This window comes from Rhizobium bangladeshense (genome assembly GCF_017357245.1).
GTDB lineage: Bacteria > Pseudomonadota > Alphaproteobacteria > Rhizobiales > Rhizobiaceae > Rhizobium > Rhizobium bangladeshense.
In genome coordinates this window covers 2,657,094-2,670,345 of sequence record NZ_CP071612.1, presented here as the reverse complement: position 1 = coordinate 2,670,345, position 13,252 = coordinate 2,657,094, and the positions used below count along the sequence as shown (strand labels likewise).

The 13,252-nt window shown below is 60.9% G+C and carries 15 protein-coding genes and 3 pseudogenes; 8 read left to right on the top strand and 10 right to left on the bottom strand.

What is annotated here, in order from left to right; all coding sequences use genetic code 11:
* Nucleotides 1-75: 75 nt before the first annotated feature.
* A complete protein-coding gene (locus J2J98_RS13050; RefSeq protein ID WP_064713680.1) occupies nt 76-1,053 on the bottom strand; it encodes a LysR family transcriptional regulator in 978 nt (325 codons plus the stop codon).
* Between the two features lie 94 nt (nt 1,054-1,147).
* Here J2J98_RS13050 and J2J98_RS13045 point away from each other — a divergent pair, with 94 nt between their 5' ends.
* Entirely contained in the window at nt 1,148-1,657 is a 510-nt protein-coding gene (locus J2J98_RS13045) for a YybH family protein (RefSeq protein WP_207601255.1), read from the top strand.
* A gap of 53 nt (nt 1,658-1,710) precedes the next feature.
* Here J2J98_RS13045 and J2J98_RS13040 read toward each other — a convergent pair whose 3' ends face one another.
* Complete coding sequence (locus J2J98_RS13040) at nt 1,711-2,634, bottom strand: phytanoyl-CoA dioxygenase family protein (protein ID WP_138393340.1); 924 nt, start codon at nt 2,632-2,634, stop codon at nt 1,711-1,713.
* 94 nt (nt 2,635-2,728) lie between these two features.
* Between J2J98_RS13040 and J2J98_RS13035 the strand changes: the two genes are divergently transcribed.
* The 4 genes and pseudogenes from J2J98_RS13035 to J2J98_RS30340 form a co-directional block, all read left to right on the top strand.
* On the top strand, nt 2,729-3,550 hold the full coding sequence (locus tag J2J98_RS13035) for a helix-turn-helix transcriptional regulator (RefSeq protein ID WP_207601254.1): 822 nt from the start codon (nt 2,729-2,731) through the stop codon (nt 3,548-3,550).
* A gap of 171 nt (nt 3,551-3,721) precedes the next feature.
* Complete coding sequence (locus J2J98_RS13030) at nt 3,722-4,075, top strand: hypothetical protein (protein ID WP_245296670.1); 354 nt, start codon at nt 3,722-3,724, stop codon at nt 4,073-4,075.
* 487 nt (nt 4,076-4,562) lie between these two features.
* Nucleotides 4,563-5,069 carry a GNAT family N-acetyltransferase gene (locus J2J98_RS13025; protein WP_138393342.1) on the top strand — a complete coding sequence of 169 codons (507 nt, stop codon included), beginning with the start codon at nt 4,563-4,565 and terminating at the stop codon, nt 5,067-5,069.
* Nucleotides 5,070-5,255: 186 nt separating this feature from the next.
* A pseudogene (locus tag J2J98_RS30340) lies at nt 5,256-5,357 on the top strand (ornithine cyclodeaminase family protein); the annotation flags it as partial.
* 258 nt (nt 5,358-5,615) lie between these two features.
* Here the strand turns inward: J2J98_RS30340 and J2J98_RS13020 are convergent.
* The gene (locus tag J2J98_RS13020; RefSeq protein WP_064705370.1) at nt 5,616-5,831 is read right to left on the bottom strand and encodes a hypothetical protein; all 216 of its coding nucleotides are present in this window, start codon (nt 5,829-5,831) and stop codon (nt 5,616-5,618) included.
* 337 nt (nt 5,832-6,168) lie between these two features.
* Here J2J98_RS13020 and J2J98_RS13015 point away from each other — a divergent pair, with 337 nt between their 5' ends.
* On the top strand, nt 6,169-6,642 hold the full coding sequence (locus J2J98_RS13015; RefSeq protein WP_207601253.1) for a VOC family protein: 474 nt from the start codon (nt 6,169-6,171) through the stop codon (nt 6,640-6,642).
* Between the two features lie 39 nt (nt 6,643-6,681).
* On the opposite strand, the gene J2J98_RS13010 is transcribed toward J2J98_RS13015, so the two are convergent.
* The 4 genes from J2J98_RS13010 to J2J98_RS12995 form a co-directional block, all read right to left on the bottom strand.
* A complete protein-coding gene (locus tag J2J98_RS13010) occupies nt 6,682-7,083 on the bottom strand; it encodes a GFA family protein (protein WP_207603126.1) in 402 nt (133 codons plus the stop codon).
* A gap of 142 nt (nt 7,084-7,225) precedes the next feature.
* Nucleotides 7,226-8,002: a phosphodiester glycosidase family protein gene (locus J2J98_RS13005; RefSeq protein ID WP_207603125.1), complete on the bottom strand. Its 777-nt coding sequence runs from the start codon at nt 8,000-8,002 to the stop codon at nt 7,226-7,228.
* 306 nt (nt 8,003-8,308) lie between these two features.
* Nucleotides 8,309-8,482 carry a hypothetical protein gene (locus J2J98_RS13000; RefSeq protein WP_167358937.1) on the bottom strand — a complete coding sequence of 58 codons (174 nt, stop codon included), beginning with the start codon at nt 8,480-8,482 and terminating at the stop codon, nt 8,309-8,311.
* 284 nt (nt 8,483-8,766) lie between these two features.
* Nucleotides 8,767-9,981: an argininosuccinate synthase gene (locus tag J2J98_RS12995; RefSeq protein ID WP_207601252.1), complete on the bottom strand. Its 1,215-nt coding sequence runs from the start codon at nt 9,979-9,981 to the stop codon at nt 8,767-8,769.
* Nucleotides 9,982-10,105: 124 nt separating this feature from the next.
* On the opposite strand from J2J98_RS12995, the gene J2J98_RS12990 reads away from it, so the two are divergent.
* On the top strand, nt 10,106-10,573 hold the full coding sequence (locus J2J98_RS12990) for an Lrp/AsnC family transcriptional regulator (protein ID WP_138393493.1): 468 nt from the start codon (nt 10,106-10,108) through the stop codon (nt 10,571-10,573).
* Between the two features lie 399 nt (nt 10,574-10,972).
* Here the strand turns inward: J2J98_RS12990 and J2J98_RS12985 are convergent, their stop codons facing one another.
* Together J2J98_RS12985 and J2J98_RS30335 are read right to left on the bottom strand one after the other, a co-directional pair.
* A complete protein-coding gene (locus tag J2J98_RS12985) occupies nt 10,973-11,971 on the bottom strand; it encodes a DUF808 domain-containing protein (protein ID WP_138393346.1) in 999 nt (332 codons plus the stop codon).
* 174 nt (nt 11,972-12,145) lie between these two features.
* A pseudogene (locus J2J98_RS30335) lies at nt 12,146-12,268 on the bottom strand (O-methyltransferase); the annotation flags it as partial.
* On the opposite strand from J2J98_RS30335, the pseudogene J2J98_RS12980 reads away from it, so the two are divergent.
* Nucleotides 12,264-12,605 (top strand): annotated as a pseudogene (locus tag J2J98_RS12980) (TetR/AcrR family transcriptional regulator); the annotation flags it as partial. The pseudogenes J2J98_RS30335 and J2J98_RS12980 overlap by 5 nt on opposite strands.
* A 136-nt stretch (nt 12,606-12,741) precedes the next feature.
* On the opposite strand, the gene J2J98_RS30330 reads toward J2J98_RS12980, so the two are convergent.
* The gene (locus J2J98_RS30330) at nt 12,742-12,945 is read right to left on the bottom strand and encodes a hypothetical protein (RefSeq protein ID WP_246569366.1); all 204 of its coding nucleotides are present in this window, start codon (nt 12,943-12,945) and stop codon (nt 12,742-12,744) included.
* Nucleotides 12,946-13,252 lie beyond the last annotated feature (307 nt).

Here is a 13,252-nt window from a genome sequence, read left to right as displayed (position 1 = left end):
GTCCTCAAGAGGACCGCCTCCAAACGAGCTGTCGGCGCCGGTAGTCTAAAACCTTTCCCGGCCGTGTTGAAGGGCTCAAATGGTGGCGGAGGATCGGCCGGCTGGCGGTAAGGGTGGCTGGGCTTTTTCGAGGATGACAAGCAGCCAGGCGACGCCGGCATCCATCAAGGCGACCTTGGGAAGCACGGCATTGATGCGGAACCGCGTGAGCTCCAGCGGCGCGTCGACGCTTTCGAGACCGAAGCGCGCCGCATGCATGGCGGCAAAGCGCCTCGGCAGGGCGCAGAGCAGGTCTGTCTCGGCAAGGATTGCGAGCGCGAACATGAAGTTCGGCACGGTCAGCGCGACGCGCCGTGTGCAGCCGAGCCTCGCCAGCGCCTCGTCGACGAAGCCGTGAGGATCCCCGCCGAGCGAGACGACCAGATGCTGCAGCTCGCAATACCGCGCGAGCGTCGGCTCATCGGCGAAAGCATGGCCGGCGCGCATTGCCACGACGAAATCCTCGTCATAAAGCCCGCCCACATGAAAGCGCTCAGGAATGTGCCCGGTGGGGATGACCGCGATATCGGTCACCCGGTCGTCGAGATCAGCGAAGGCGCCGCGCCAGGCGCGCTCAGGCCTGGTCTCCCCCGGCGTCGGCAGCAATTGGCGGATGCTGATATCGATGCCCGGCGCCGTGCGAGCAAGCTCGCCCAGAACAGGCGCCAGCAGCACGGCGGAAATGCCGTCAGGGGCGCCGATGGTGAAACGGCGCGTGGAGCTGGCGGGGTCGAAGGGTTCGGCGGCCGACAGCACGTTGCGCACGCGGGCGAGCACATCGGCGATCGGCGCGGAGAGCTCCAAGGCGCGGGCCGTGGGCACGACGCCCTTCGGCGTGCGCAGGAACAGCGGATCGTTCATGAGCCGCCGCAGGCGGCTGAGGCCGTGGCTGACGGCCGAGGAGGTGAGGTTCAGCCGCTCGGCCGCGTGCCCGACATGTCGCTCCTCCAGCACCGCCTCGAAGAGAACGAGGAGGTTGAGATCTGTGCGGGAGAGGTCAACCAAATTCAGCATATCGCTGAAATCATATCATTGGATTCAGCATGGCTGAAGTGGGATCGTCCGGCGGCGGCGTAAAGGGCGTTCGCATCGCTCATGGAGCAAGCTCATGTCATCAAAATCCAATTCAATACTGGCCGAGGCCGATCGCCGCTTTTCCGGCGCGGGCAACGAAGGTTTCGTCGTCAATCATGCGTGCGCCGAACTCGTCTGCCGCACGGCCGAGGCGAATGCGGCGTTGATGCGCGGTGATATTGAAGCCTATCGCGCCCTCAACCCGCATGCGGCCGATTTCACGCTGATGTCTCCCTTCGGCGGCCGGCCGACGCGTGAGGCCGAACTGACCGAGGAGCGCTGGCAATCCGTCGGCCGCTTCTTTACGAATGGCAGTTTCGAGCAGGAGGTGGTGCAGGCCTATGGCTCGGCCGATATGGTCGTACTTGCCGTCATCGAGCGCTGCAGGGTCGAAGTCGGCGGCCTGCCGATGCAGGACTGGTCGCTGCGCGTCACCCTGGTCTATCGCCGCGAGGGCGCAGAATGGCGGCTGGCGCACCGCCACGCCGACCCGCTTGCCAATGGCATCAGCCTGGAGCAGGCAGCGGCGCTGACGGCTTCCTGAAGCATGTCTGACAAAACCATGCAGCGGTTTTGATTCAGAGACATGTGAAAGATCTACAGCATATCCCCCAGGCTCCAGTGGTTGCTCCAGCGGGCGTCGATTTCGTCGTCGACGTTCTGGTAGCGGATGTCGGTGGAAAGGCGCAGCCGCCGGGCGCCGTCCTCGTTGGTGGTGGCGGCGTGGATCATGTAGGGGGAGTGCAGCACGACGTCGCCGGCCTCGTAATCGGCGGCGAGCCAGCGGGTGTCAAAGCGCTCGGCCATGTCGGGCAGATCCTTGGAGATCCAGCCGCCTTCGGCCATGTGGCTGTTATAAGCGCTGATCCGCTCCTCCGGCGAGAGATCGCCGCTCTTCGCCTGAAACTCGGCCTCCATGCTGCGGCCAAGCGCATGCGAGCCTTCGAGATAGACGAGGCCGCCCATCTCGACAGGGGTGTCGCCGATCGGGATCCAAGCCGTCACCAGCCGGCTGGTGCCGCCGCGGAGGTAGACGAGGTCGTAATGGGCGGGCGTCACGGCCGCTGTGCCCGGCTGGACGTAGCGCATCAGCTTGCGTTTATGGAGATAGGAGATGCCCTGGAGCAAGGCGTCCATGAAGTGCACGAGGCTCGGCTGGGCGCAGAAGCCTTCATAGGCGGCGGAGCGGACGATCGACATCAGCCGGCGGTTGGCGAGGTTCCAGTCGACGCCCTCGGTGGCGGCGATGCCGAGTGCCAAATCATGGCCGGATGCCAGCAGGCCGGTGTCGGCGAGGCGGGTGAAGACCCAGCGGCGAAAATCGATCACTTCGGGGCGCGGCAGAAGGCCCTTAAGCCAGACATAACCATCCTCCTCATAGCGGCGGCGGATGGATTCGATGCCGATGGCGGGATCGGTCGGCGCGAGCGCGCCGAGCCGTTCGGCGGGAATCGTTTTGCCATGGGCGACGAGGGGTGTTTGCAGCGTTCTCTTCCCGGCGGCAGTCGCGGCAATTGACATTTCATCCATCCACAGCTTGACTTCACCTGGTACCAATTAGCTCGCCGTGCGGGCCAATAGCCATGGAGGAAAACTGCAGCTGGACTTTTCGCTCATGAGGCAAGCCAAGGCCATCTATCGATCTTCCCTTGCTGTGGCCGGCGGGCTTGCCATCACCGGCAGCGGTACGCAGCATGCCCGCCATGCGGTGAAGGACCGGAAACTGCCGAGTTTCGCGGCCGTGCTGGTGGAGCGCGGACAGGGATTTCTCGAAACCGCCGCCGGCGGCCGCCAGCGCGTGGTTGGGCCGGCGCTCTTCTGGCTGTTTCCGAACCGGCTCCATTCCTATGGGCCTGACGAAGCCGGCTGGGACGAACGCTGGGCGCTGTTCGAGGGCTCGTTCACCCGCGATTTCGTGCGGATGCGGCTGATCGCCGAGCGCCATCCGCTCGTCGCGCTGCGCCATATCGAGGAGATGGCGCGGCTCTTCGGGCAGCTTCATGCCGATCTCATCGACGACAGCCATCTCGGCCGGGCCTCCGCGGCATTGGCGCTGCATCGCATCGTGATCGCGGCTGCGCGGCAGGCGGGCGCCGCTGCTGCTCGCGAGAGTGCGACGGCGACCGGCGATCTCATCGAGACGCTCAGGGGCAGGGCGCTGCGGCCGCTCGACCTTGCTGCTTTTGCCGCCGAGCACAGCATATCGCCGGCCACGCTGCGGCGGAAATTCATTGCCGAAACGGGCATGTCGCCCAAGGACTTCCAGCTTCGGGCGCGCATGGACCGGGCCAAGCAACTGCTCGCCACCACCGACGAAAAGATCGAAACCGTCGCCGCCATGGTCGGTGTCGCCGATCCTTTCTATTTCTCGCGTGTCTTCCACGAGCGAGAGGGCTGCAGCCCCCATGACTTCCGGATGCGGTACAGGCGAGGTTGAGCTGCTGCCGCCAGGGTCCCGCCATTTGTAGGGATATTGAAGATAAATCCAGCATTACGGGAGATGTTGCGCATTTTTCGCCAATAACTGTTTATTCTATGCTGTTCATTTCTGAAATTTACCAGGCTGCGCTAAAATCTATTGCCTTCTCTGGAAGTATCCATCAATGATGTGCGAAATATCATTCGCGCTGCTGTCAAGGCCGCTCTGTCGATCAGCGAGGGATATGCACTGAAATATTTCATTCTCTATGCGCTCGTGTGCTCGGCGGTCGGGATAGTTCTTCTCGTCGTCATCCATCAGATCGCGCCGTTCCAGATGGAGAGGCCGAACGATCAGGCGACCTTCGAACCGGCAGAGCAGCCGGATGATCTGGTCGTGCGGTCGACTCGCGAGCCGCCGGCGAGGGCGAGTGACCAGCGGCCAACCCAAGAACCAGCCGTCCGCACCGATCAATGGGATCTCCGCCCAACCGGCGAGCCGACTGTCCGCAAGGGCGGCCGGGTGGGAACTCCGGCGCAGTGATGGTGGATGGTATCGCCCTTGTGTTTTGACGACGGAGGGCGCGCCTGCCTCGTTCTTCGAGGCTTCTTTGGGGCACCTAAGGATGAGGGTCTCTTGAGGCTTTTTCCTTTACTGGCTTACCGTGTGGCTCTCCTTTTGTCCTGCCGGGCATCTCCCCACAAGCAGGGAGATCGGCTGGGCGATGGTTTCCCCAACCAACCGTCGTATGATTGTTTCGCTACGACAGCGAGGGAACGGTGCTGCAGCCTCTTGCCAATCTCCACTCTTGTGGGGGAGACGTCCGACAGGACAGAGGGGGTGACCCATAGCACATCCATCCAAGCTCATCCTGAAACGCGCATCCTCCGCAACCAAACGTACAGGGACGAGGTTCTCTCGAGCCTTGGCGCGCCGCGACGGGACAACAGAATCCGAACCCGACGCTTTCCCAATTGCATCCACTGCAGCCAACTGCGATGACATATCTCCAGTATTCCGGGAGGTCGCGATGAAGGCGGACGGCGTGACGATTAGGCTCATAGGGGCAGATGAAGTGCAGGCTTTTCGGCATATCCGCCTGGAAGCGCTTCGCGCTGAGCCGGCCTCCTTTGCCAGCCGCTACGAAGACTGGGAAAACCTGTCTCTCGAGGAGTGGCGCAATCGGCTGAAGGAGCCGGTTTTCCTTGCCTTTCAGGACGGCGAACCCGTCGGCATCATGGGCCTGTTTCGGCAGCGGTCGAGCAAGATGGCCCACCGCGCCACGATCGTCATGGTCTATGTCCGAGCCAAGCTGCGCGGAACGGGCCTTGCCGTCAGGCTTCTCAAGGCGATTTCCGAGCATGCGCGTGATATTGGCATCCGGCAGCTGGAGCTGTTCGTCAATGCCGAAAACCCTGGGGCGATGCGTTTCTACGAGCGGCAGGGTTTTGTTGAGATTGGCCGCGTTCCCGGCGCCGTGCTGGAGGATGGGAGGGAGATCGACGATGTGATGATGGCGCGGCGGCTAGTGGGTTAGGCCGTCGCGGCGCGGTCGAGGTTTGCAAAGGTATTGAAATGCCGCAGTGCGCCTTGCACTCACAGGGGGAGCATCCACCTTGCTCTTCGCGGCCCCTGCGTTCACCTCAGGGTGAGACTCTTTTGCTTGGGCGCGATATCTGTTTCTGCTGTTGCGGCGCGCCATCCCATCGCATTCCTCATGCTGCGGAGATCGCCGGAGGAGATAACGCTGTTCTGCTCCGTAGGTCTCGCCGGAACCGAAGTCGTCGCCTCGGCAATCCTCGATAGGTTGGGTGCGTCGGTGTAGGCTTTGCGTCGGGGGCTTCAGGTCTTTCTTTTCGTGCAGGTCATCGCCACGGCAGCATCTCAGGGGTCAGCCTCACCGGCGCTGGTGCGCGTTGAGGTAGAGGTGAAGTCGCGGTGCAGCCCCACCGAACCAAGCCATGCTTAGGGTTTGATTCAAGAACGTGCTTCAAGCCGCTGTTCACTCTGGCTGTTCCGCCCTTCTGCCGCCATACCGACCATATTGCTCATGCCAAGCCCCCTTCGCTTGGATGTCTGGCTCCTACCAGTTGCCGGGATCGGCGGTGTGATCGATGCTGGCGAATTCGTCAGCTTTGTTCCTGTCCAGCTTAATCTCTCTAGTCTCCTTCGTCTCGTCGGCGACCGAGTAGCTGTCAGGGACGGGTCCTCTTGAAAGTTCCTGGTACACAAGCAAGGCCGCCTCCTCGGCGGTATCGGCCTCAATCTCGCGCGTGAGGGTAACGGTGAACTTGTGCATGGCTTCGGCCCTTTCGATTGGCGCGCAGAAGATGCGCAGGTTGGTCAGTCTGACACGCTTTTTGCGGCGAGGACACAGAAAGCGTGTCGTTCGGAATTTGATTCAAGCGATGGTTCCAGATCTTTGTTTTAATGGATGTCGGGTGCCGGGACCCTGTCGTCGACGCCCGTCCGCGGTCTGCACGTTTCGGCTGCGCTGTGGCAGCGTATCACCGGGTCGTATTGCGGGTGGACCAACCGAACAGGGCCTCCCGCGGAAATAGCCTGCACGGGCTGGAGAAAGGCGGTCTGCCTCTTATTTGAGTGGGAATTGCAAACCGAGAGGGAAGGACCACGCAATGGCAAAGAACACGATCTGCCTATGGTACGACAAAGACGCTGAGGATGCCGCCCGCTTTTATGCAGCGACTTTCCCTGACAGTGCAGTGGGAGCCGTCATGCGTGCGCCGGGAGACTATCCTGACGGCAAGCAGGGCGATGTGCTGGTTGTTGAATTCACCGTTGCGGGTGTCGCTTGCATCGGCCTGAACGGCGGTCCTGCATTCAAGCACAGCGAAGCCTTTTCGTTTCAGATCGCCACGGAGGATCAGGAAGAAACTGATCGCTATTGGAACGCCATCGTCGGCAATGGCGGCCAGGAAAGCGAGTGTGGCTGGTGCAAGGACAAGTGGGGCTTGTCCTGGCAGATCACGCCGCGCGTCCTCTCCGAAGCACTCTCTGCCGGTGGTGACCAGGCAAAGCGTTCTTTTGACGCGATGATGACGATGAGAAAGATCGATGTCGCAGCGATCGAGGCGGCCCGGCGCGGCTGAGGCGCCATCGCCTGCCTGAAGCCGACAGAAGCCAGGCTGTCAGAACCAGAGATCGCGTACGCAGCGCCCGTCGGAGGGAAGGTCTTCGAATGTTTCCAGCCCGTCGAAATGATCGATGGGGAGATCAGCGACGAGCTCCGGCGGCGCAAGCCGCATGTTAACGGCCATGCGGCGGCGGCCGTCCTTTTGCAGGCGCAGACCGCGCCAGCTCAAGACGCAGGCGCAGGATGGGCAGAACAAGATTTCAAGAGACGACGCCTCCCTGCCGGAGCGGGTATAGGAGGCCGTCTGGCCGGTGAGCGCGATACGCTCTCCTTCGTAATCATACGCCCAGAGCGTGCCGTAGCGTCGGCAGAGGGTGCAGTTGCACGCGGTGATCGAACCCGGATCGCCTTCTAGTGTCCAGCCCGCCTTGCCGCAATGACATGAGCCCGTCAGCATGAGCGTGAGTTCAATTCCTGGTTCAAGCGCCGCATCCTGCCGTAATCGCGCAGCGACCGCAATTGCCATCAGTATATCGCTTTCCCCGCACTGTCCCGGCTGACGGATCACGTAGCCCGATGAAAGCCGAATTCCCTCGTGTCTATTCCACAAGCCCGAAGATAGGGCCGTAGCCGCCGTGCCAGGAGCGGTCGTTGCGACCCAGCGGCGGATAGAAGAGTCCAACACCACGTCCACCATCGAGAAACAAGGCGTCGGGACATTTCAGTTGGTCGCGGAAGAGTCGCGCGAAATCGTGGAAATTGACACTGTCTTCGCTGATCGCGAAACGCACCGCGCCGCTCGCGCAGACGCCGACTCCGCTTCGGCGGGTTCTGTCTGTGGACCCGACGATGAAGATCGGGTTCAGCTTGCCGGCGATGACGAGCATTGGGCCGGACTGCGTGGCGAACCGCACTTTTGGGGCGCGCGTCAGAAATTCATCGGTCGGAAGTATGCCGGCGCCTGCTTCACCAAGAAAGAACACGCCGTTCGGCTTTTTGTAGAAATTCGGAACCTGGCCGGCAGAGCCTCTGGCCGCTGCCGTATTGGCAGGTTTCAATTCCATGGCGTTCTCGACATATAGTCCCATCGGCGAGAAATCAGCCCGATACATTCCGGCGTTGACAGCCAAGGCTAGCGTTTTCCCTTCGGAGCGAACGGTTTCGGCAAGGCTTGAAAAACTGCGGTATGGTTCGCCATCGGGGCCTTTCCAGAACAGGCGCAGGTCGGATTTTCCCTCTCCCAGAGTGCAGACGACGTATGCCGCCTCTTCGAAAGTTTCCGCTTCGCACGGTTCGGCATGCGCTTGATGCAGGGATGTCGTCATTGCCGCCAGCATCATGGCCGCTGCGAGCACGCCTTGTTTGAGATAAGGGATTGGTGTCAGAGCAGTCATGATGGGACCTAAATTCCTATCGTGCGGCCGGTAACCCGGCTTTTCCTCGCCATCGGCGGCGCCCAGAATAGGAATTTCTGCCGGCACAGCAATGACTGTCGGCCGCGATTGGCATTCGATCATTCATGAAACGCTGAGGCTGTGTTCTGCCTTCCTTCCTCTGCTGCAATGACAGCATTCGGCTCCTCTTCCCCAGGGCAGAGCAGGAATACCGCCAGATGAACGGGCGAGGATGCCTCAAGGGCAAACCTTTCCCTTTACCATCCAATCGAAGCTGGGGACGTCAATCTACCAGGCAGTACGGGCGGTGCCGAGTGCTGTTGTATGAGAGGATGAGACATGGGCAACGTGCGCCTTGAGCGAAACGACGCAGTTTCCGGGAAAGCTGAGTTTGTGCACCATCAGGTGCTTCAGCAACGCCTCCGCGTCGCGCTTCTCGGTCAGCGGAAATGTCACAGTCATGCGAGTTCCTCCAATGAACCTACTTAGCACCTGCGGAAATTAATGGCTAAATTCTTTTGCGTCGCAACAAGAAAAATTGAAGGATAGAATTAAAATCGATTAACTTTTTGGTGGGCTGTTTAAAATCGTTTGAATTGTTTCGGTGTGCACTCGTGGAGTAGGTGGTTCGGCCGCGGGGACGCAGAGGAATTCGCCGAGCACGATCGGGTTGATGTCGACCACGATGCCCTCGATGAGGGCATCTGCAGATGCTTAGGATGGCGCCGCTGAGGTAAATCAGGCGCTCATTGCCTATTGCGAGCTGCCCAACTCCTGAGCCGCAGTCCGTTGAGCCTGATGAAGCCTTCGGCATCATGATGATCGTAGGCGATGGAGCTTTCCTCGAAGGTGGCGAGGTCGGCGCAATAGAGTGAGCAAGGCGAGGTGCGAGAGATGACCGAGGCGCTTCCCTTATAGAGCCTCACCGTCACTTCACCGCTGACGAAGGCCTGACTTCGGTCGACTAGGGCCTGCAGCATCTCCCGCTCGGGTGCGAACCAGAAGCCGTTGTAGATCAGCTCGGCGTAGCGCGGCATGATCTCATCCTTCAGATGTGCGGCGGCGCGATCGAGCGTGATGGATTCAATCCCGCGATGTGCGGCAAGCAGGATCGTTCCTCCCGGTGTCTCATATACGCCTCTCGACTTCATCCCGATAAAGCGATTTTCAACCAGATCGAGCCGCCCGATGCCATGCCGGCCGCCTATTTCGTTGAGTTCGGTCAACAAGACTGCCGGTCTCATCGCCTTGCCGTTCAGAGAAATCGGATCACCGCTCTCAAAGCCGATGGTGACGATCTCAGGGGCATCGGGAGCGTGGATGGGATCGACCGTGCGCCGGTAGATGTGATCGGGTGCGACCTCTGCCGGATCTTCAAGAATTCTGCCTTCAGTCGATGTGTGTAGAAGGTTGGCGTCGATCGAGAACGGCGCCTCGCCGAATTTGTCGCTCGGCACGGGGATCCGATGCTTTTCGGCATATTCCAGAAGCTGCGTGCGGGAAAGAATGTTCCATTGACGCCAGGGAGCAATGATCTTCATCGACGGGTCGAGCGCATTGACGGCCAGCTCGAAGCGGACCTGGTCATTGCCCTTGCCCGTTGCGCCATGGGCAACAGCGTCTGCGCCAACCTCCCGGGCAATGGCGACAAGATGCTTGGCGATCAGCGGCCGCGCGATCGAACTGCCAAGGAGATACAGCCCCTCATAAAGCGCGTTTGCCCGCAGCATCGGAAAGACGAAGTCGCGGACGAATTCCTCACGCAGATCAACGATGCGGATGTCCTTCGCTCCAAACGTTGCTGCCTTTGCCCGCGCTGGTTCCAGCTCTTCACCCTGGCCTAGATCGGCGGTGAAGGTCACCACCTCGCATCCGTAAGTTTCCTGCAACCACCTGAGGATGATCGAGGTGTCCAGCCCGCCCGAATAAGCGAGCACGATCTTCTCTATGTTTCCTGCCATCAGCCATCTCCACATTGATGCGTGGAACGATAGGCCAAATCATGCGCAAGAAGCTTGCGAAAATCCCCAAAAACTGCAGAAGTGAGGCATATTATGCCACTATGAGACGATTGTGAGCTATAAAATGCCGGTCATGATGGACGCGATCGACCGCCGTATTCTGCGCGTGCTGCAGCGAGACGGACGCATTTCAAATGTCGAGCTGGCACGAGAGGTAGGACTCTCACCCTCGCCCTGCCTGCGCCGGGTGCGCCTTCTGGAAGAGGCCGGGATCATCGATCGCTATGTCGCTGTCCTGGATCCGGCAAAGGTCGGGGCGGGGCTGACGGTTTTTGCCCGCGTCTGGTTCAAGACGCAGGATGCGGAGGTCACACTACGGTTTGCCGAGGCCGTCAGGCGGTTTCCCGAGGTGATGGAATGTTACCTGACGACTGGAGAATGTGATGCCGTACTTCGGATCGTCACTGCCGACCTGCACAGCTACTGGCGTTTCCAGGCCGACCACTTGACGCGCATTCCGAGCGTCCTCAGCGTCAAGACCGACGTGCCGATGGAAACGCTGAAGCGGAGTTTCGAACTGCCGTTGCGGTAGGGTCGCGTATGTATCGCACCAGCCATATAGGATGCCGCCGGTGGGCATCGTCCTTCGAGGCTGCTGCGGGGCGCCCAAGGGGAGGCTGAAGCGGCGCGGACGCCGGCGAGCCGCCGTCCGCGTGCCGGAGTTGTGCTTTCAGCGCTGCGGCATAGTCGGCGGCACGGATACCGTTTCGGCACTCACTCACTGGGCCGAGAAGAACATGGACGCGATCATTTGCGGCGCAACGCGCTTATGCGAAAGGTGTACCATTGACGGTGCCGGCGTCGGCCGCAGTATCTGATTGGGCCGCGGCGCAGGCGCTTCGTCGCCCGGCGGGGCAGGTGACGGCTCCTGAGCCATCCCGACGCCTCCTGCGCGGCGCATGGCATAGTCACAACACCTGGTACTGCTCGCCTATGCAGTTCTCATCCTGCGCAGCCGCGTTGCGCACCACCGCCATGCAGGCGCTACGACGTGGCTGACGACCGGGATGGTCGCGACCCCGAGGAGGATGCCGACAAGACCCGAGCCGGCAGCCTGGACCAGCCAGGAAATGACGCCGCTAACCGCCGGAATTGCATGCGCGGCGCGTTCCCCGGCATCGTGAAGAAGATGGCTCAGCCAGGCAAAGCCGAAGCTTTCGGCACCGTGGACGATGATGCCGCCGCCGACCCAGATCATCGCCGCCGTCCCGATGAGGCCAAGCACCTTGAGAAGGTAGGGCATGCCCTGCACCAGGCCGCGCCCGAGCATGCGCAAGAACGTGCTTCCCGGAGCGGAGGAAGAGCGTTGGGCAAGCCAGAGGCCGAAATCGTCAGCCTTCACGATCAAGGCGACGACACCGTAGACAGCGGCGGTGATCATAATGCCGACCAGGGCGAGAACCAGCGCCTGCATCGCTAGGCCGGACTCAGACAGGGAGCCAAGGGTGATCGCCATGATCTCGGCCGAGAGGATGAAATCGGTTCTGATGGCGCTCGCCACCTTCTCGTCCTCAAAGGTCTTGGGATCGATGCTGATCGTCTCGAGCGCATTCTCGTGGGCATGGGCTGCGTGCGGCATGACGAGTTCATAGACCTTTTCGGCCCCTTCATAGCAGAGGTAGAGCCCGCCGAGCATGAGCAGCGGCGTCACAGCCTGCGGCACGAGAAGGCTGAGGACGAGTGCGGCCGGCAGGAGGAACAGAAGTTTGTTCTTGAGGGAACCGATGGCGATCTTCGCGATGATCGGCAGTTCGCGCGCGGCAGCAAGGCCGGTCACATAACGCGGCGTGACGGCTGCGTCGTCGATCACGACGCCGGCGGCTTTGGCACCGGCTCTGCCCGCGTGGGCGACCACGTCGTCCAGAGAAGCGGCGGCCGCCTTTGCAAGCGTAGCGACATCATCAAGGAGGGCAATCAGACCGACACTCACAAGCAAACCTCTCATTCATGAACAATGGACGGCGACAATATCCAATCGGGCGACAGCCGGAAAGGGCACTCCGGATGGTCGCGGCGCCTGAAGGCCAAGTAATCGTAGGAAGCGTGCGGTTTCATTGCTGTTGCGCATAACCATTCGGACGGCAGAGCGAGAGCTATCCTGCGGTGGGGAGAGAACGCGGACGAGATATGCGGGGGGGAGGTCGGCATTGTCGGCGAGGATGAGGGCACCCGGCCTCAGGCGGTCCTCCACCAGTTCCAGGATGTCACGATAGAGTCCCTTTCCGCCCTTCGAACGGCTGCGCATCCTTGTTCACGCCTTTCTTCGCTCCGAGTGTGAGGAAGCGGCGATGTGGGTGGCGCTTCACGACGCCGCGCCGCTCTAACGGGATGCGCCGGAGGCGCAGGCGGCGAGGGCGTCAGGAGATCGGATTTTCGGGCTGTTCATGCAGGAGGTGCTGCCGTCGGTAACGGAGGCAAGCCGGGCGTTTGCCGGAGACCTGATCGTTACGACCCTCGCCACCGTGGGCAAACAGTTCTCCGAGATTCCCAGAAGTTTGGAGGATATCGAAGCCTATGCCGAGGCCATGGTCGACATGTTCGTTGCCAACCTTGAAAAGCTCTAATGCGGCGGGACAGGGTGAAACCCTGATAGTGGACCGCAACTCGGCGGATGAGAGGCTTTCCTTGATCCGCCGACGTCTCAATCCAACACCTGTTACGGCTATGTGTGCGGCAGAGATGATGGACAGATTTCGATATCTAGCGGTGGTCCAACTGCTTCGACAGTTCGGCAAGAAGTCTGTCCCGGGCGAGATTCATTTGAACGAGGTCTACGGCAACGGCGATGGCGCGGCGCCCTTCGATGCTGTCGATGTCAAGCTTTTTCTCGCAGCACCATTGCCGAACGGCGTCGGTGACGATGGTTATTTCGCTGTCGTCGAGTGAAATAAACGACAAGAGCATCTTCGTACCCTCTATAAGGCGGCTAGAACACGATGGTCTCTCAAGCGTCTTGCCAATGATCCGATGGGCCGATGACGCTTACTCTACGCTCATTCTGCAGCAATGCCAAAGCTATTTGGACATGTTTACTTCACGACAGGTCGAGGAACAGGAGTGCTGAGCATTATGTTCTGCGCAGTCTGGATAGGCGGTGTCGCAGAAGGCGAATGCCGAAAAAGGCGATGGCAAGCGGAAGGCCCCCTCCGAACTCCCCGCGTCGTCATTCCGGGCTAACCCGTAAGACTTCTGCTCGGCCGGGCTCCGCTCG

Bases quoted from the DNA above. Each gene is read 5' to 3' on its own strand.
- J2J98_RS13010 (WP_207603126.1), bottom strand. From the start codon at position 7,083: ATGCTGACGGGCTCATGTCATTGCGGCAAGGCGGGCTGGACACTAGAA.
- J2J98_RS30330 (WP_246569366.1), bottom strand. From the start codon at position 12,945: ATGCTCTTGTCGTTTATTTCACTCGACGACAGCGAAATAACCATCGTC.
- J2J98_RS13040 (WP_138393340.1), bottom strand. From the start codon at position 2,634: ATGTCAATTGCCGCGACTGCCGCCGGGAAGAGAACGCTGCAAACACCC.
- J2J98_RS12995 (WP_207601252.1), bottom strand. From the start codon at position 9,981: ATGGCAGGAAACATAGAGAAGATCGTGCTCGCTTATTCGGGCGGGCTG.
- J2J98_RS13020 (WP_064705370.1), bottom strand. From the start codon at position 5,831: ATGCACAAGTTCACCGTTACCCTCACGCGCGAGATTGAGGCCGATACC.
- J2J98_RS13025 (WP_138393342.1), top strand. From the start codon at position 4,563: ATGAAGGCGGACGGCGTGACGATTAGGCTCATAGGGGCAGATGAAGTG.
- J2J98_RS13035 (WP_207601254.1), top strand. From the start codon at position 2,729: ATGAGGCAAGCCAAGGCCATCTATCGATCTTCCCTTGCTGTGGCCGGC.
- J2J98_RS13045 (WP_207601255.1), top strand. From the start codon at position 1,148: ATGTCATCAAAATCCAATTCAATACTGGCCGAGGCCGATCGCCGCTTT.
- J2J98_RS13015 (WP_207601253.1), top strand. From the start codon at position 6,169: ATGGCAAAGAACACGATCTGCCTATGGTACGACAAAGACGCTGAGGAT.
- J2J98_RS13050 (WP_064713680.1), bottom strand. From the start codon at position 1,053: ATGCTGAATTTGGTTGACCTCTCCCGCACAGATCTCAACCTCCTCGTT.
- J2J98_RS13000 (WP_167358937.1), bottom strand. From the start codon at position 8,482: ATGACTGTGACATTTCCGCTGACCGAGAAGCGCGACGCGGAGGCGTTG.
- J2J98_RS12990 (WP_138393493.1), top strand. From the start codon at position 10,106: ATGCCGGTCATGATGGACGCGATCGACCGCCGTATTCTGCGCGTGCTG.